General features: G+C 53.3%; 17 protein-coding genes. 16 read left to right on the top strand and 1 reads right to left on the bottom strand.

The window, feature by feature from the left end; genetic code table 11:
• Positions 1 to 121: 121 nt before the first annotated feature.
• From BLR08_RS00915 to BLR08_RS00935, 6 genes are all read left to right on the top strand, one after another.
• Positions 122 to 613: an acyltransferase gene (locus BLR08_RS00915; protein ID WP_072330087.1), complete on the top strand. Its 492-nt coding sequence runs from the start codon at positions 122 to 124 to the stop codon at positions 611 to 613.
• Between the two features lie 209 nt (positions 614 to 822).
• On the top strand, positions 823 to 1401 hold the full coding sequence (locus BLR08_RS00920) for a hypothetical protein (protein WP_072330089.1): 579 nt from the start codon (positions 823 to 825) through the stop codon (positions 1399 to 1401).
• 41 nt (positions 1402 to 1442) lie between these two features.
• Positions 1443 to 2471, top strand: coding sequence for a copper amine oxidase N-terminal domain-containing protein (locus BLR08_RS00925; RefSeq protein ID WP_083537039.1), 1029 nt, complete (start codon positions 1443 to 1445; stop codon positions 2469 to 2471).
• A 325-nt stretch (positions 2472 to 2796) separates the two neighbouring features.
• Positions 2797 to 2982: a transposase gene (locus BLR08_RS32055; protein ID WP_371117076.1), complete on the top strand. Its 186-nt coding sequence runs from the start codon at positions 2797 to 2799 to the stop codon at positions 2980 to 2982.
• Positions 2983 to 3660: 678 nt separating this feature from the next.
• Positions 3661 to 4218: a dTDP-4-dehydrorhamnose 3,5-epimerase gene (gene rfbC / locus BLR08_RS00930; protein WP_072330092.1), complete on the top strand. Its 558-nt coding sequence runs from the start codon at positions 3661 to 3663 to the stop codon at positions 4216 to 4218.
• 370 nt (positions 4219 to 4588) lie between these two features.
• Complete coding sequence (locus BLR08_RS00935; protein ID WP_072330094.1) at positions 4589 to 5377, top strand: class I SAM-dependent methyltransferase; 789 nt, start codon at positions 4589 to 4591, stop codon at positions 5375 to 5377.
• A gap of 515 nt (positions 5378 to 5892) precedes the next feature.
• Here BLR08_RS00935 and BLR08_RS30925 read toward each other — a convergent pair.
• Positions 5893 to 6060, bottom strand: a complete 168-nt coding sequence (locus BLR08_RS30925; protein ID WP_176835381.1) for a hypothetical protein — start codon at positions 6058 to 6060, stop codon at positions 5893 to 5895.
• Between the two features lie 246 nt (positions 6061 to 6306).
• On the opposite strand from BLR08_RS30925, the gene BLR08_RS00940 reads away from it, so the two are divergent.
• The 10 genes from BLR08_RS00940 to BLR08_RS00985 all read left to right on the top strand — a co-directional run bounded on the left by BLR08_RS00940 (position 6307) and on the right by BLR08_RS00985 (position 18160).
• Positions 6307 to 8226 (top strand): DUF2334 domain-containing protein, encoded by a 1920-nt coding sequence (locus BLR08_RS00940; protein WP_072330096.1) that lies wholly within the window; start codon positions 6307 to 6309, stop codon positions 8224 to 8226.
• 96 nt (positions 8227 to 8322) lie between these two features.
• The gene (locus BLR08_RS00945) at positions 8323 to 10419 is read left to right on the top strand and encodes a sensor histidine kinase (RefSeq protein ID WP_090585816.1); all 2097 of its coding nucleotides are present in this window, start codon (positions 8323 to 8325) and stop codon (positions 10417 to 10419) included.
• A 79-nt stretch (positions 10420 to 10498) separates the two neighbouring features.
• On the top strand, positions 10499 to 11275 hold the full coding sequence (locus BLR08_RS00950) for a response regulator transcription factor (protein ID WP_083537041.1): 777 nt from the start codon (positions 10499 to 10501) through the stop codon (positions 11273 to 11275).
• Between the two features lie 16 nt (positions 11276 to 11291).
• Positions 11292 to 11576 (top strand): hypothetical protein, encoded by a 285-nt coding sequence (locus tag BLR08_RS00955; protein WP_072330098.1) that lies wholly within the window; start codon positions 11292 to 11294, stop codon positions 11574 to 11576.
• A gap of 217 nt (positions 11577 to 11793) precedes the next feature.
• Positions 11794 to 12660, top strand: a complete 867-nt coding sequence (glcT, locus tag BLR08_RS00960) for a glucose PTS transporter transcription antiterminator GlcT (RefSeq protein WP_072330100.1) — start codon at positions 11794 to 11796, stop codon at positions 12658 to 12660.
• 20 nt (positions 12661 to 12680) lie between these two features.
• On the top strand, positions 12681 to 13187 hold the full coding sequence (locus BLR08_RS00965; protein ID WP_072330102.1) for a PTS sugar transporter subunit IIA: 507 nt from the start codon (positions 12681 to 12683) through the stop codon (positions 13185 to 13187).
• A gap of 25 nt (positions 13188 to 13212) precedes the next feature.
• Positions 13213 to 14685: a PTS transporter subunit EIIC gene (locus BLR08_RS00970; protein WP_072330104.1), complete on the top strand. Its 1473-nt coding sequence runs from the start codon at positions 13213 to 13215 to the stop codon at positions 14683 to 14685.
• An 81-nt stretch (positions 14686 to 14766) separates the two neighbouring features.
• Positions 14767 to 15048 (top strand): HPr family phosphocarrier protein, encoded by a 282-nt coding sequence (locus tag BLR08_RS00975; RefSeq protein ID WP_072330106.1) that lies wholly within the window; start codon positions 14767 to 14769, stop codon positions 15046 to 15048.
• A 1-nt stretch (position 15049) separates the two neighbouring features.
• Positions 15050 to 16789 carry a phosphoenolpyruvate--protein phosphotransferase gene (gene ptsP, locus BLR08_RS00980; RefSeq protein ID WP_072330108.1) on the top strand — a complete coding sequence of 580 codons (1740 nt, stop codon included), beginning with the start codon at positions 15050 to 15052 and terminating at the stop codon, positions 16787 to 16789.
• 258 nt (positions 16790 to 17047) lie between these two features.
• Positions 17048 to 18160 carry a PQQ-dependent sugar dehydrogenase gene (locus BLR08_RS00985; RefSeq protein ID WP_256257584.1) on the top strand — a complete coding sequence of 371 codons (1113 nt, stop codon included), beginning with the start codon at positions 17048 to 17050 and terminating at the stop codon, positions 18158 to 18160.
• Positions 18161 to 18235: the final 75 nt, after the last annotated feature.

Below are 18235 nucleotides of genomic sequence, written 5' to 3' on the forward strand. Positions count from 1 at the left end.
AAGATGAATCACTACAATTTTATATTGGAAGATGCATTCTCGGGTTTAAAGTTAATGATATGTCGAAGTAAGGATAAGGGTATCTATTGCTTATAGTAATAAAAAGAACTTGGAGGGGAGTATGAATATATTTAAAAGATTAATAGTAAATGGCTTGGCTAATAGTCACATTTGCCCTTTGAAAATTAGACTTAAATTATATAATTTAATGGGTATTAAAATATTTCCTAAAGAAATAAGACCTAACTGTTATTTCAATTCTGAATTCGTATCTATAGGACAAGGAAGTTTTGTGAATTATTTCTCTCAATTTCATTCTGGTAATGATATGAACGGGAAAATAGAATTAGGGGTGAATTGCTATGTCGGTATGAATGTGACATTTTGCACTATTTCACATGAAGATGGAGGTAACATCCAAAGAGCTGGCCGTAATGTCTACAAACCAATTAAAGTAGGTAACGGGAGTTGGATTGGCGCGAATTGTGTTATCTTGCCTGGAGTAACAATTGGTGAAGGCTGTATTATAGCAGCAGGCTCCATCATTATAAAAGATTGCGAATCAAATTCACTATATGCAGGTAATCCAGCTATTAAGAAGAAAAGTTTGTAACTAATAGGATACAATTGAGATTGAAATTTCTTAATAAGATATACGTGACTGTCGAAACCGGGTATTAAACATCTACTAGTTTTGAATATATGTATCAAAAAAATCTGCTTATTTTCTCGATTCTACGTGTCAACTCTATTTGACAAACATACAATGCAGGGAGGAGTCTAAAAATAACAACCTGCCAAACAAGATAAGGAGTGAGACGATTGAGAAAAAAAGGACTAATTAGTCTAGTCTTTATCGCTGTAGTTCTCAGCGGAGGCGGCTACATGGCTTACAAATATGCTCTGAACCTAGCCGCTGATAAGATCGCTGTAGAGCTCTCCTCCAAGCTGGCTAAGGATTCTGAGCTGTCAGGGGAATTAGATAAGCTGATAGCTTCCAATCTGGATAGCACGGCTACGCCAGGTAAAGAGCCCAGTAAGCCTACCGAGGGTAGCAATGGAGCGGTAACAGGGAAAGTTTCCGAAGGGAATACCTCAGCAGGGTCTGCAGGAGCCGCTCATTCAGCAGGATCAGAAGACGGGCAGACAAACTCGTCCCCGCAGCCACCAACCACAAGTACGGACTCATCTTCCAACCCCAAGTCCGACCTTCAATTCTCGGACAGGCAGGCGGCGGTCAAATTCGTCATGGGTCGATTTACGGCTTCAGAAATTAATAACATCAGGAAGATGGCCAGTGGGGAATTAACTTCCGAGAAAAAGGCTGAGCTGAAGAAGATCGCTTATTCCAAGTTTACGCAAGCCGAGATTGATGCCGTTCGGGTGGCTGTTTCTAAATGATTGTTCTTAATTAAGAATAATAGAGTATAAGGGAGATTGAAATGATGCGTAGTTTGAAAGCAGCTGTATTGGCCGGAGCTTTGTTTGTCTCAAGTTTGTCGGCGACAGCCTTTGCAGCCCAGACCCCTAAAAATGTCAATGTGTTCTATGTTCCGCTCCAATTCGTTTTTGATGGTCAGCAGGTAGCTCCGCCGAAGGATCAACAAGCTTTCATCTTTGAAGGCAATACTTATGTGCCGCTGCGGTTCATCTCGTATTCCCTGAACAAGGCTGTACAATGGGATGGCGACAGTTATACGGTATCCGTAGAAGAACCGAAGGAAAAAGATAAGCTGGAGATTGCCGACTTCAATCTCAACACCAAAGTGCGGGGTGGCAAGCTGCGCGATAAGTTTGATACGACCGAATTGGCCGCTTCGAACATTGAGGTTTATCAGGAAAAGGTAACCTATGTGTTTGACGGCAAAGAGAAGGAGATTAGCGAAGAGCTGCCCGGCTTGTTCGTGGATAACAAGCTGTATGTGCCACTGAGGTTTTTCTCAGAGTCGGTAGGCAATAAGATCGAGTGGAATGCAACGAGCTATACGATTTCGGCCGTCTCGCCGGCCAAAGAGAAAGCCGATAAAGAAGCCGCAGCCAAAGCCGCGGCGGAGAAGGCAGCGGCTCAGAAGGCTGCTGAAGAGAAGAAAGCCGCTGAGGCGAAGAAAGATACTCCTGCTATTCCGGCAGGCGGTGGTGGTGGCGCTATTGGGGGAGGCTCTTCAACTACGGCCAAGTCCGAAACAGATATAGTCACTCCGTACTTAACTCGGAGTGCTGCGTTGGAATCCGAAGCCAGGGCTTATTTTGAAGGGAAATTGAAGGAGTTTTTTGAACACCCGGAAAACTATAAACAAATTAAAGCCGATGCCATAGCTCAATTAGCTGAATATGACAGCAGATTCTACGGTTGGATGGAAGAATTATCGGCTGAATTAATAGCCAATAAATATACAACAGCAAAAGTGACGGAACTCAGCTCACAATATGAAGCCAGAAAAGAAGAGCAGAGAAGGGCACTTGGATATTAAACAAAACTCCCAAGGGAAACACAGTCTTCGGACTGTGTTTTTTTATTCAGTCAAACTATAACCTTATTGCTCTCACGTCCGGACATTTTGATGCATAAATGGGTACCTACCTTCGGTATCAACCGGAATTAAAAATCGAAAGTCGATTAGGGAACGGATGATGGACATGCAGACCAAAAAATTTCGCGATTGAGTGGCCTCATGAACGGATCTGGCGTTGCGTCCTGAGCAGGTGCCAGAGGACTGTCGGACGACCGTAGGTGAGGCCTTTCAACTAGTGCTGAACATACTGAACGGCTGAAATGCCTCAATGAACGGTAGACAAATGAGCAGTGGAGCCACGATTTGGACCAATTGCTTTAACGAGTTGAAATACTGCGGTGTACAGGACATCCTGATTACCAACGTAGATCATCTGACCGGCTTTTCTCAAGCCATCCACCGGAGATTCGTTGGCCGGCTTACACTACGAACATCCTTGAGAGTTATCATCGCCAATTGTGGTGAGTAACTAAGGCAAGAATATCTTCCACAGCGCGAATATTGCTTAAAATGTCTACTTGGCTACCATGGACGTCACTCGCATGTCTGTAGAACTGGGGGACAGATGCTATTCAAACTCTAGGAGCTTTCTTTGGATCGGGTCCGGGTCGGACAAAATTTGCGTTTATGGAAATATCCTCCTCCAGGGAAAGGACCTCAACAGAGCTTACACAGAATTCTTGACAGCCCTAAGACCAATTCATCGGCGATAAATTTTGAATTCAACTAAAGAATCATTTAGCCAAGAAGGCTTAAAAATTCATTTTTTTTTAAAAGGTACATATATATGGAAGGAATTATGAGTGTATCGTCAAGCTTGTATTCGAAATCACGTCCACGTGTCGAATGCTTCCCTGAACCTGGGATAAATCGTCAGTTGTGTTTTCAATAGCACGAATGCCAGGCTTCTCATCATATGATAAATAAACATGGCAAAGTGGCTTCAGCCTCTTCATTTTCCAGTATATGCTCTACCTGCCGGAATTCGGGTCAGGGATGGATGAAATTTAAGTACCTCTGTAAGAAGAGAATTAGAGTTCAGCTTGAAGCTTGTTAGAATATGGGGCGAGAAACTTAGTAAAACTGGATATGATCATACTTGCCAATGGGGGAATACAATATTAGGAATATGAAAGAAGGTTTGAAAATGAAATTTACTAAATGTAATCTAGCTGGAGTGACCATTGTTGAGCCGCAATTATTCGGTGATCATCGTGGCTGGTTCATGGAAACATACAATGAAGCCAAATTTTTAGAGACTGGAAATTTGAAGTTTATTCAGGACAATCATTCATATTCATCAAGCAAAGGTACGTTAAGAGGAATACACTATCAATTAAATCCTAAAGCGCAAACGAAACTTGTTCGTTGCACTAAGGGAGCTATTTACGATGTTGCCATAGATATTCGAAAAGGTAGCCCTACTTTTGGCGGATGGTTTGGCATTGAGTTGACGGCAGAAAACAAAAAGCAATTATTAATTCCAAAAGGCTTTGCGCACGGGTTTATAACTTTAACGGATGATGTTGAAGTACAATATAAAGTAGACGAACTTTATGCACCCGATTGTGATAGGGGTATTATTTGGAATGACCCTGATGTCGGAATAAAATGGCCTTTGGGTATTACCCCGATATTATCAGAGAAAGATGAGAAAGCGCCATTATTAAAGGATGCTGAAAATAATTTCAGCTACGTAGAATAATATCAATGAATATTCGAGTGACAGAATATGAGGTAGCTTACCTTGCAAAAAATGCAAAAGAAGCAAATGCTAAATTCAAGTATTTCAGCACATTATGTGTTTAACGAAGAAGGTTAAGCACCATTAAATGAATCAAATGAGCTTTAGTGAATTGCGTCGCAATACGAATATGAGAAAATACAAACTATGAAACTGTATAATATCAATCCCGATGATTTATAATTTTGACTTAACTAGCACTGTTCTCCATTACGGAAAGCAGTGCTTGTTCTATTATTATAAATATCTATAACCTCTATCACTTCTATATATTTCCCCAATAACCACTCCATCCCCCATAATAAACTCAACAAGAGAGGAGTGGTACTCAATGTCCAACAACCCTATACCAGCCCAGCAATGGAACGCGCAGCATTACGATCAGCAGATTCATTTTGTCTCCGAATTAGGGAAAGGTGTCGTGGCTCTACTGGACCCGCAGCCGGGGGAACGTATTCTGGATCTTGGATGCGGTACCGGAGATTTGGCGGAGGAGATCAGTCGCTCCGGAGCGGAATGTGCGGGCATCGACTATTCGCAGGAGATGATTGATCAGGCGAAGGTGAAATATCCCAAGCTGACGTTTCGTCAGGCGGATGGAGAGGCTTTTCGTCTTCAGCCGGGAGAGCAGCCTTATGATGCGGTATTCTCCAACGCGGCACTGCACTGGATGAAGCGGCCGGAGAGGGTAGCGGAATCGGTCTGGCTGGCGCTTAAGCCGGGAGGGCGGTTTGTAGCGGAATTCGGAGGTTCTGGGAATGTGCAGACGATCGTTCAGGCCATCTGCCAAGAGGTTGAGGCGTATGGCATTGACTGGCGGGCGAGATATCCGTGGTATTTTCCGACGATCGGAGAATATGCATCTGTATTGGAGAGGCAGGGCTTCGAGGTAGGCTATGCCCAGCTTTATGATCGGCCGACACGGTTAAGTGACGGGGAGCAGGGGATGCGGCATTGGTTGAATGCGTTTGCCGGCGTATTTCTGGAGGGGCTGGGTCCGAAGAATCGCGAAGAGGTGATAGAACGCTGCATACGGACCATGAGACCGACTTTGCACAACGGCGAGTATTGGGAAGCGGATTACCGGAGAATTCGGATTCAGGCTATCAAACGCGCATGACAGGGAAGAGCCCCTGTTCACGAGCCTGAGCAAGGAGCCTCATCACTCAATGAGCAGAGCACGAGCCTAAAAACAACGAGCCTCACAACCCAATGAGCAAAGCACGATCCTGAGCAACGAGCCTCATCACCCAATGAGCAGCATACGAGCCCGATCAACGAGCATCACTACACAATGAGCAGTCTACGAGCCCAGCAAACGTTCAGCAACAAGCACTAAGCAGCCCGGGAGATACGCCATGTTGGCGCATTTCCCGGGCTTCGGCTACCGGCAGGATTTATGATTTTGTTCAGAGCTACGCGCGAAATTTTGCAAGCTTACGGACACGCAACCGCCCGCTGTATCAATTCACCAAGCAAGCAGCGATAAGTGAATACTCCTCAGCCAAGGCCAGGCTTTTTTCTCCATGTTTCGACTACGAGCCTGCGTCGATAGGGACGCGGGCCAAGTCTATACCGCTTCCCGGGTGATTTCAAGAGTCAAAAGCTTATACCGATTCGCATACAATGCTGTAATTAGTTCCGGCCAGCCGGCAATTCGGAGGCCTGGGTTTCGAGCTCGGACATCCGGTCCTCGATGGAACTGAACATTTTATCGAGCTTTTTGAAGTTGTCGTCGATGCAGGCGTATTTGCGGTGAAGAGCGAGCAGTTCGGCAGTGATGGATTGAAGGTGGTTTTCCAAACTTTTCTCCTCCTAGCATATTACATTGTCTATTATCTTGTCATATAATAGATTCGACAGCAGGAATCGATTTATGTCGGTAGAACAGGCGCGCACAGCGGCTTTAGGGGACTGAAGGTCCTGGCAGTTCACTATGTACCTGTGTATGAAAGCGCTTGTAAAGCCGGCGTAAACGACGGGAGAAAGTATGCAGAGCCCGCCCTGACACAATAGCGTTACTTCCCGAAGAAAGGGGTCTGCTTAACTATGAATATATGGAAAAATCTTCGGAAGGTCAGGTTGAAATGGGTTCGGCTGGCGTTGTCCATGGCTGTGCTGGGTTCGCTTGTAACGGCTTACCGTCTGACGGACGTTCAAGGAGAACCGCGCGTCCAGCCCTTCGTCCTGATGCGGCTGGAGGACATCGGCCCCGGGGGGCAGTATGCATCGTTGGAGCAGCTGGGGAAGCTGCGGGCGGTGCTGGACTATTTGCAGGAGCAGGGCGTCTCCTATCATATCGGGGTGATCCCGCGTTGGATCGACTACCCCAAGGATGGCCCGGCTTACGATGTCCCGCTGGATAAGGAGGATGATCCTTACACGGCGTCCTTCCGCCGGGTCCTCCTGGAGGCGGCTTCCGGCGGCGCAACGCTCGGCATGCACGGGTACACGCACCAGATCGGCTCGAGCCGCAGAGACGATGGGCATCACGAGTCAGGGATCGGCAACGAGTTTGACGTCGCGGATGTGCCGAATTCATTGACTCCGGCCTTTGCGGAGAAGAGGGTGAAGGAAGGGCTCGCAATCCTGGACCGCGCCGGCATAACGCCGCAGTTCTGGGAGGCTCCGCATTATCATACGACGGGCGCGCAGGATGAGGTGTTCCGCTCCTACTTCGGACTCAGCTACCAGGCCGAGGTGCAATTCCACCGGGATGCTCCGGACGCGTTGTATCTGAATCAACGCAATTCCGGCTACGGAGAGCCGACGCTGGCATCGGCTTATGTCCCGACGCCGCTCGATTATATTCCTTACAATAAGGATGAGAAGGTGATCCTGGATAGGATCGGCAAGACCGGGCAAGCGCCCTCGTTTTTCTACCATCCTTTTCTGGAGTTCAGTCATTTGGCACCTGTGCTGGACGAGGACCGGGAACCCAGCTACCGCGACGGCATTCCTCAATTTCAATATACCGCTCCGAATAAAAGTGTGCTCCAGCGTCTGGTGAGCGGGCTGAAGGCCAAGGGCTACAAGTTTTATTCCATTCAGGATTATGTCCCCTTCACGCCGGCCCATCATATCAAGGCTGATGGACGGATTGGTCCGGCGAAGCAGCTGCTGGGCGATGCGGATGGGGACGGCCAGGCGGATGCGATCTATTGGAGCGAGACGGACGGCAAAATTTATTTGGAGCGGGGACGGTTCCGCGAGCAGCGCAATACGTCGCCAGGCGCCTTGGAGCAATGGGGCAGCGCTGAGTACCGCCAGGGGGCAGCGGCTGCAGTCAGCGACCGAGACAAAGAAAGACCTTGCAGCCTATGGACGGCGGGGCCGGGCGGGAAGCTGCAGCGGTATGAGGCGTCAAACGGCCGCTTTGGGCCGGTAGGCAGCTGGAGAATTGAGCCCCGAGGCTGGAGCCGCCTTTATGCCATGCCGCTTGCGGATGGAGGAACGCTGGTGGCTGGCCTATCGCAGGACCGCCGGGAGCTGTATGGATGGCTGATCCATGGTAACGAGGCGAAGGCGCTGAAGCCTTACAAATTCCGCAGCGAGCTGCGCGCGGACCTTGAGCCCCGGATGGGGGAAAGAGGGGCGCTGATTTCCATAAAGGAAGGTGCCTCGGAAGGCGTCGAGTTTACGCCGGATGCCTCCGCGCTCGCGTGGAAGGTGGAGAGGGTGGAGCTGGATGTTCCTGCCGAGACCGGCAAGCTTCGCTTCGGCGACTTTAACGGCGACGGGCTGGAGGATGTGCTGAGATGGAACAAGCGCCGGATGATAGGCACCGTCTATCTGGCTAAGGCGGACGGAGGCTGGGGGCTGCTGTCAGGCTTCGGACCATGGGGCGCCCCGGCGGACGAGTCCGCGCTTTTGATCGCGGATGTGGACGGCAATGGAAGAAGCGATCTGGTATTGGCGAACAGCCGGCAGGGAGAGCTGGACGCGGCTCTGTCCTTTATTCGTCAGTAAGCTGCTTCCTTCGAGTTAGCAGGAATTGTCATAGGCTTTGTCGAATTTCTGGAAAAGAAGATTAACCGGTTCGTCCGGATAGCCAGGAGTTTACAAGTGCGCCGACATTTGAATATGAAGATAATCCCTTTCCTGCTCCTTGCCCTGCTGCTGTTCGTGCTTGCGCTGGGGAGCAGGCAGGTTGTGTTCAGCCCGCCCGGGCCGTCGGCTGAGGCAGGGGTGCTTGATCTGCGGGGCTGGAAATGGAAGCAGAAGCCGACTGTGCGCTTGAACGGGGAGTGGGAATTTTATTGGGAGCGGCTGCTCAGGCCGGCGGACTTCGGACGCGATGCCGTGCAGGAAGCTCCCGTGTTCCTCAAGGTGCCGGGTCCATGGAACGGTGGACTGGTGAAGGGCGAGGAGATCGGCGGCCGGGGCTACGCCACGTACCGGCTGCGCGTGCTTCTAACCAGGCAGGAGCGTGAGCTGGCCGTTCGGCTGCCGGCTATCAATACCTCCTACAGGCTGTGGATTAACGGCCGGCCGATTGCGGCTGCCGGGCGCGTAGGCACATCGGACCTGCTGTCGAGGCCGCAGTTCTTGCCTGTGCTGGCGGGCACGCCTTCCGGTCAGGAGGAGCTTGAACTGGTGCTTCAGGTGTCCAACTTCGATCATCAGAAGGGCGGGATTCGGCAGCCGATCGAGCTGGGCTGGTTCGAGGCAGTGGCCAGGGAAAAGGAGCTGTCGGTCGCTTTCGACACGCTGGTGATCGGCAGTTTGCTGATCATGGGGCTTTATCAGATTGGCTTGTTTACTGCGCGGACGAAGGAGCGTTCGACGCTATGGTTTGGTATCTTCTGTCTGATCTTTGCGCTGCGGATGTCGCTGCTTGGCGAGATTCTGCTGATCAAGCTGTTCCCCCGCTTCAGTTGGGAGCTGGCCATCACGCTGGAGTATATCACGTCGGCGTTGTCACTGCCGATATTTACCGCATTTTTCACCAGTCTGTATCCCAAAGAGAGCTCTCGGCGCCTGAATACCGTACTGACCGTAGGTGTTATGGCTTATACAGCGGTTATTGTGTCGCTCCCCGCCTATTGGTTTACTAAGGGATTGTGGGTGCTGCAGCTGCTGGTGGCGCTCGGCTTGGCGCATATCGTGTCTGTGATTGCAATAGCCTTCGCCAGAAAGCGCGCCGGCGCGGCCGTGCTGCTGGTACCTTGCTTGCTGCTGGGCGCAGCGGTTCTTAACGATATGCTGTATGCCCACGAGCTGATCCAGACGACTGAGCGGATGGCGGCATTCGCGCTGCTGATCTTCGTGCTGTTCCAGTCGGTGCTGCTGTCTATGAAGCTGTCACGCGCCTTCGTCAACGAAGAGAAGCTGTCGGAGGAGCTGAAAGGGCTAAACGGCGGACTGCAAGAGAAAATACGCGAGCGTACCTATGATCTGGAGGCGGCTAATGAGGCGCTTCGGATCAGCAATGAAGAGATGTCGCGGCTGGAGAAGTCCCGAAGCCAGCTGATCAGCAATATTTCGCATGATCTGGGTACTCCGCTGACGTCGATCCAATGCCATGTGGAGGCGATTCTCGACGGGATTGTCGATACGGAGGAGCAGCGCGAGGCTTACTTGCGGATTATTCGCGATAAAGTGAAAAGCATGGACCGGCTGATCGAAGATCTGTTCCAGCTCTCGCGGCTGGAGGCGGGTCAGGTGGAGTTCAAGCTGAAGCGGATAACGTCCGACCGGCTGATCGAGCATTTGTACCGCCGCTATGAACTCGATGTGCACAAAGCCGGCTTGCACTATGACCTGATCGTCCAGGGAGACGCCCCGTGTGAAGGAGGCTTCTCTACCGTGCAAGCGGATCTGGACAGGCTGCATCAGGTGTACGGCAATCTGATCTACAATTCGCTGAAGTTCACTCGTCCGGGCGGCCGGATTCTCGTAGAGCTCGAGGACGATGGGGTGGAGCTGATATGCCGGGTAAGCGATACAGGGGAGGGCATCAAGGAGCAGGATCAGCCGTTTGTGTTCGACCGGTTCTACACGAGCAATACGTCCCGCAACATGCGAACGGGCGGCAAAGGGCTTGGGCTATCCATCGCCAAAGAGATTGTCGAAGGGCATGGCGGCCGGATTTGGATCGAGCGGACCGGCCCTGAGCAGGGGACGGTCATCTGCTTCTCTCTCCCGGCAGAAAAGGCTTGACTTTCAGGAGGGCGCTTGCCTATTCTTAATCTTAAGTGCCAGCCTCAGGCTGGACCAGTTTGGACGGTGATAGCCATACATGACGATGCAAACAATAATGATCGTGGAAGACGACCCCGAGATTCGAGAGGTGACTCGTCTCTATCTGGAGAAAAGCGGTTACCGTGTTGTCTGGACGGATGACGGAAACGAAGCGGCCCGGCTGATGAAGGCGGAGCGGCCGGATCTGGCGATCCTGGATGTGCTTCTGCCCGGCAAGACCGGCTTCTTGGTATGTCAGGAGCTGCGGGAGATTTCCTCTATCCCTATTCTCTTCCTGAGCTGTATGAAGGACGAATCGGACAAGATTAATGCGCTCAATCTTGGCGGAGACGACTATGTGACGAAGCCCTTCTCCCCTAACGAGCTGATAGCCCGTGTCCGGGCGCATCTGCGCAGGCCGTACCTAAGCAAGGAGGAGCCGCAGTCAGATTCGCCCTCCAAGCTGGTGTACGGCGGCAGGCTCGTGATCGACGGCTGGAGCCGGGTCGTCAGCATCGACGGGCAGGAGATTCCGCTGTCGCGTAAGGAATTCGACCTGCTGCATTTTCTGGCCTCGAACCCGGGGAGAACTTATACGCATGAGCAGCTGTTCCGGCAGATCTGGGGACAAGAGAGCTTTAATGACACGCGTACGATTATCGTGCATGTCAGCAATCTGCGCAAGAAGGTCGAGCCTGATCCGTCATGTCCGGCCTATATTATCAATGTGCATGGGGTCGGTTATAAATTCATGCCGAGCGGCAAAGCTTACGATGAAGAGGTCCGTGACCGCGATCGTGAACCCGGGAACCGGGCCGCAGACTATGCAGACTAGAGGAGGAGACGGAATCATGGACGCGCATATTAAAGAAGCGGCGATGGAGCACAGCAAGGAGGACGGCTATCTGGGACGAGTTATTTTCCAGTGGCAGGAGAAGCCGACCCACTACGAGCTGACGCTGCAGAGCAAAAATTCGCGCGACTGGAATTACAGCCTGAGCTTCGCGGGAGAGTCCGGCAGCGAAGAGGATTTCTATGCGGTGGAAGCGCGTCTGGAAGAAGACGATGAGCTGTTCGACAGCCTGGTCGATGCCGCCATGGAGCAGCTGGAAGCAGCGGAAGCCGAAGGTAAATAAAGGCTGAAAGTTTGCTGTTGACGAATAGCCGAAGTTCGATTATTATGGCATTGTAGCTACGAAATTTTAATTGAACATTAACAACTGGCGTGTTACCGAATAAAGGGCATGAGCCAAGAAAAGACTACTACTGTTCCCAGTAGACTCTTTTTTTGGCTCATTTTTTGTTCCCTGGAAACAGCGGCACGAACTAAGAACAAAGGTGGTGACCCTCGCCTTGCAGCCTAATGGTCTCCTGCGCATCGAACGAGTCATCAGCAACAATGTCATCATGGTTGTCGATCCCGACTCGGGGAAAGAATACGTATTGCTTGGAAAAGGAATAGGCTTCTCTTCCAAAAGCAGCGGGACGATTCAGGCCAAGGACCCTCGGATCGAGAAGCGCTTTCGCTTGGATGACCGGGATCAGCTGAGCGAATACCAGACGCTGCTGGAAGGAATCGACCCGGAGGTGATCCGGATCTCGGAGCAGATCATTGAGCAAGTGACGGATTCCTTCTCGCTTCAGCCGAATAGCAAGGTCTACTTCGCGCTGCCGAGTCACATCCAATTCGCTGTTTACCGGCTTCGCAACGGCATGGACATTACGAATCCGTTTCTGCAGGAGACGCAGCTCTGCTTTCCCAAGGAATACGAGATTGCGAAGCAAGCGGCGGCGATCATCAGTCATACGTTCCATATCGAAGTGCCGGAGGATGAGATCGGCTTCCTGGCCTTCCATGTCCACTCGGCGGTCACGGATGTGTCGGTAGGGGAACTGGTCAAGTTTTCCAATCTGATCAATGAGAGCGTGGATCTTATCGAGGAGAGGCTGAGTATCAAGATTCCCCGCGAAAGCATGGATTATGTCCGGCTCATTACGCATCTGCGCTTTACCGTAGAACGGATTTCGCAGAATAAAGTGGTGGCCAATCCGTTTATGCAGGAGTTTCAGACACGCTACCGCAGGGAATACCAGATAGCTTCGGATATAGGGAAATTGATGACGGAGAGGCTGCACACCGAAGTACCGGAGGACGAAATCGGATACTTGGTCATGCATCTGTACCGGTTGTTCCAAGCTTACATGCCGCATCGGTCTTAACATCAAGGAGGGAATTCAACATGATCAAACAATTGTTCTCTAAACATAAATCCAGCGACAACCGCCTCGACATCGCCTCGCCCTTGACAGGGGAAGCTGTACCTCTGGAGCAGGTGCCGGATCAGGCGTTCGCGGAAAAATACATGGGCGACGGAATGGCGATCGAGCCTGCCGAAGGCAGACTGGTCGCTCCGTTCGACAGCAAGGTGGCTCATCTGATTCACTCGCATCATGCGGTTATTCTGGAGCATGCTTCGGGACTTCAGCTGCTGGTTCATATCGGGATTAATACGGTGGCTCTGCAGGGCGACGGATTTAAAGCTCATGTCCAAACCGGCGATGAGGTGAAGGCCGGCCAGCTGCTGATCGAATTCGACATCGCCAAAATCAAAGCGGCGGGTTATCCGGTCATCACGCCTATCGTGATTGCCAACGGAGATGAGACAGTCGAATCGCTCGAAGCCAAGCTATCCGGGACTGTTCGCGCAGGGGAACAGGGCGCTTTGCAGGTCGTATTGAAAAAATAAGATATTCGCGAAAGGGTTGAGCTCTATGTTAGCTGCTCTTCAAAAAGTAGGCAAAGCGCTGATGCTGCCCGTAGCTTCGATGCCCGCGGCGGCACTGCTGATGCGCTTCGGCGCCGTCGATTACGTGAAGGAATTTCACCTTGGAGACAGCGTAGGAGGCTTCCTGAATCAGTTCATCGCGCCGTTTCTGTTTGCCGGCGGCTCCGCCATCTTCGACAACCTGCCGATGATTTTTGCCGTCGGCGTGGCAATCGGTCTGGCCGGCGACGCTGTTGCAGCTCTTGCCGCTGTAATCGCTTACTTTGTATTGACTAACGTGCTTGGCAAGGTGCCGGCGGCCTTCGGATTCATCCATGATGATGTCAAGCTGAACATGGGGGTCTTAGGGGGGATCGCTTCCGGGGCATTCGCAGCTTACTTTTATAACAAATACCATAATATCAAGCTGCCGGATTGGCTCGGATTTTTCGCCGGCAAGCGCTTCGTGCCGATTATCACCTCGCTCGCGATGGTGTTCATCGGACTGATCTTCGGCTTGATCTGGGGGCCCGTCCAGGAAGCGCTGGATGCCTTCGGCCGGTTTATCGTAGGACTGGGCGCTTATGGCTCGGCAGGGTTTCTCTTGGGGAACCGGTTGCTGCTGCCCTTCGGTTTGCATCATATTCTCAACTCGATCGCCTGGTTCCAGATCGGAGACTTTACGGATGCCGCCGGCAAGGTGATTCATGGGGATTTGACTCGCTTCTTCGCCGGAGACCGTTCTGCCGGCATGTTCATGACAGGCTTCTTCCCGATCATGATGTTCGCTTTGCCTGCCGCTGCGCTGGCTATGGTTCACACAGCGAAGCCGGAGCGGAGGAAGCAGGTGGCTTCAATATTGTTCGGTACGGCGCTTACGTCGTTTCTGACGGGGATCACGGAGCCGCTCGAATTCGCCTTTATGTTCCTATCCCCGCTGCTGTACGGCATCCATGCTGTGCTGACGGGCGTCTCCGGTTACGTTACCTATGTTATCGGCGCGAAGCACGGCTTCGGCTTCTCGGCCGGTCTGATCGACTATTTGCTTAACTACCCGCTTGCAACCAAGCCGCTGGTTCTGATCCCGCTTGGTCTGGCATTCGCCGTCGTTTATTATTTCCTGTTCCGTTTCCTGATCGTCAAGCTGAACCTGCAAACACCCGGACGCGAAGACGAAGAGATGGTCAGCGGCGATGCTGTCCCGGCTCCCGGATCGACAGCGGTCGGCTTCAAGGCTGCGGCTTCCGGCTCCAAGGCGGCTCAGGTGCTTACAGCTATCGGCGGCTCGGACAATGTGATCGGCATCGATGCTTGCATCACGCGGCTGCGGCTGGTAGTGAAGGACGATAAAGCGGTGGACGACAAGTCGCTTAAAGGTCTTGGAGCATCCGGCGTCATGCGTCTCGGTCAGGGAGCGGTGCAGGTTATTTTCGGACCGCAGTCGGAGCGGTTGAAGGATGAGATCAAGAAGCTTGTGTAAGGCAGAGAGATAGCGCACGGTGTGCTTGTTCGGATTCGGACCAGAGTAAATACCCTACTATGAAGCAAGGAGCTGTTTACTATGCAAAAAGAATATGTGATCGAAAATGTACTCGGTCTTCATGTCAGACCCGCCAAAAAAATCGTGCAAACTGCATCCAAGTATGCTGCGGATGTGTTTCTGGAGAAGGACGGCAAGCGTGTCAGCGCTAAAAGCCTTGTAAATGTGCTGACTCTTGGCGTCAAGCATGGGGAAAAGGTTAAGCTGATTACGGAAGGCGACCAGGCGGAGGCGGCGCAGCAGGAGATCGGCGAGATCCTGTCGGAGGCGATCGAAGCGGCGGCTGCCAAGAAGGAGTCTTAGGATGAAGTGGCAGGGGATCGCCGCCGCTCCCGGCATCGCCGTGGGCACGGTCCGCTTGCTGCGGGAGGAGGCGCCGCCTGAGCGGCGGTCCCTTCTTCCGCAGCAGCTGGCGGCCGAGCTTGAGCGTCTTGATGCTGCGCTGAAGCAGGCAGAGGCCCAGCTCGGGTCTATCTGTGCAAGCCTCATTGAACGGGGCCGGGCGGATGAGGCGGAAATATTTGAAGGCCATCTGTTGTTCCTGCAGGATGAGGAGCTGATCGGCCGCGCGCGCCAGATCGTGCAGGAGGAAGGCGTCAATGCAGAGTATGCGGTCCACAGCGCGATGCAGGAAACGGTCTCTGTCATTGAAGCGCTGGATGACGCTTATTTGCGCGAGAGGGCGGCGGATATTCGTGACGTGATGCGCCGAGTCATCCGGATTTTATCGGGCGGGGCAGCCGAAGAGGCCGGCTCGCCGGCCGGCGAGAAGATCGTATGGATCGCAGACGAGCTGTCGCCTTCGGATACGGCCAAGCTGAATCCGCAGACAACGGCGGGGTTTGCCTCGGCTGCGGGCGGACGGACCTCTCACTCTGCGATTCTCGCCCGCTCTTTGGGGATACCGGCTGTCGTTGGCTTAGGTTCTAGGCTGCTGGATGAGCTGAAGGACGGTCAAACTGTCATCGTGGACGGGATGCAAGGCGAGCTGCTGGTCGATCCGTCTGCCGAGCAGCTGGCGGAATACAGGCAGAAAGCCGGGCAGCTGGACGACCGCAAAGCTTTGTACGAGGCTTTCCTGGATCGGCCCACGACGACGCTCGACGGCGCGGCGCCGGAGCTGGTTGCCAATATCGGGACGCCTCAGGATGCGGCGACGGCTGCCGGGAATGGCGCCGAGGGAATCGGCTTATTCCGGACGGAGTTTCTCTATATGGGGCGGGAGCATCTCCCGACGGAGGAAGAGCAGACGGAAGTTTATACAGCTGTCGTGCGTGCGTTCGGCCCGGGCGCGCCTGTCGTTATCCGCACGATGGACATCGGGGGGGACAAGGAGCTTCCGCTGCTGGAGCTTCCGAAGGAAGACAACCCATTCCTGGGTTATCGCGCGATCCGGATCTGCCTGGACCGGCCGGAGCTGTTCCGGACGCAGCTGCGTGCGGTGCTGCGGGCCAGCGCGGAGGGTAACGTCAAGCTGATGTTTCCGATGATAGCGACGATGAGTGAATGGAGACAAGCGAAGGCAAGGCTGGGGGAAGCGAAGGCGGAGCTGAAAGCGGAGGGTGTCCCGTTTAATCCGGAGCTGGAGACCGGTGTGATGATCGAGGTGCCCGGGGCCGCCTTGATGGCCGACCGGCTGGCCAAGGAAGTGGACTTCTTCAGCATCGGGACGAATGATCTGGTCCAGTATACGATGGCGGCAGACCGGATGAATCCGAAGCTGGCTTATCTGAGCGATGCCTTGCATCCTGCGGTATTGCGGCTAATCGCGCAGGTCATCCGCGCGGCTGAGCGCGAGGGCAAGTGGGTAGGCATGTGCGGCGAGATGGCCGGCCAGCCTCTAGCCGTGCCGGTGCTGCTGGGCCTCGGCCTGCACGAGTTCAGCATGAATGGCCTCTCCGTCCCGCGCACGCGGGCGCTGCTGGCCAGGCTGAACCGGGAAGATCTGCGGCCGCTCGCCGAAGCGGTGCTGGACCTGGACGATCCGTCCGAGGTGAAACGCTGTATCGAGGTAAGTCTTCCATGGATTCAGGAATTTGTTTAGCAGGCGGAGCATGCCTGTGTAAATGCAGAAAGACCGTGTATGAGGGCGCCCGTGGCGCGTCGCTCGCTGCACGGTCTTTTTTGAGTGCTAAGAAGTTTGAAGGCTTTAGCGAGCTAAGTTTGGACGGCCTGTCGATTATTTCCCAAGAAATATGACGAAAGAACAGCGATCCCTGCTGTCCATTGCGGCTTTTCATACTGCGATGTTTCCATGATACAATGGGATTATAGGAACAAAGCGACAAGGGAGGAAGCGGAGATGCTTAAAAGCGCGAGCTTGCTTGTAGCGCTGGCCATGGCGGGGACAACGCTGGCCGGCTGTTGGGAGCCGAAAGCGCCGACAGCCGGGAGCGCACCCGGCGATGTTCGGCAGGAGAAGACGGAGGAGCAGGGAAGTCCGGAGCTTATGCTGGAAACGGCAGCCGAGAAGCTGAAGACGCCATGGGCGATCGATTTTCACGGGGATGTCATCTATATCAGCGAACGCGGAGGAAGCATGGTCAAGCTGGCGGACGGTGTGGTCCAGCGTCAGAAGGTGCAGCTGGCCAAGCCGGTGCATCAGGAGGGAGAAGGCGGCTTTATGGGCTTTGTCCTTACTGCGGACTATGCGGACACAGGGCAAGCCTATGCTTATCATACCTACAAGGAAGGCGGCCAGACGCTGAACCGGGTCGTGCTGCTAAAGGAGGACGGGGACAGTTGGCGAGAGGTGAAGCCGCTGCTGGAGCGGATTCCGGGATCGCGCTTTCACAATGGAGGCCGATTGGCTATCGGCCCGGACAAGCAGTTGTATATTACGACGGGAGATGCTCAGGAGGAGAGCGTCGCCCAGCAGAAAGACAGTTTGGCCGGGAAAATATTGCGGATGACGCCGCAAGGGGATATTCCCCCGGATAATCCGACCCCGGGCTCTTATGTGTATTCCTACGGCCACCGCAATCCGCAAGGAATCGCCTGGAGCGGGGACGGAAGTCTGTACAGCTCGGAGCACGGTCCTTCCGGCGCGCCGGGGGGGCATGACGAGATCAACCGGATCAAGCCGGCAGCCAACTACGGATGGCCGCTCATTATCGGCAACGAGCGGAAGGAAGGGATGGAGCTTCCGTTGTACCATTCCGGCGAGAGAGCTATCGCTCCGTCGGGCATCGCGGCGGACGGGACGGGAGGATTTCTGGTCGCCACCTTGGTGGGCGAGACCTTATACCGTTTCAACCCGCAGGATAACCGGATGACCGTCGTTCTGCAGGAGCAGGGAAGGCTCCGCGATGTGAAGGTGAAGGATGGGTATGCTTACGTCATTACGAACAACACGGATGGCAGAGGGCAAGCCGGCGCGTCGGATGACCGGTTGCTGAGATTTAAGCTGCGATGAGCCTGGCCGGTCGGTCAGTCAGCCGGGTGAAGCTCGAAGGCTGCCCGAGAGACGGAAACAGGGAAGTGTTGGCAA

Origin of the sequence: Paenibacillus sp. cl123, assembly GCF_900101595.1 — a bacterium.
GTDB lineage: Bacteria > Bacillota > Bacilli > Paenibacillales > NBRC-103111 > Paenibacillus_G.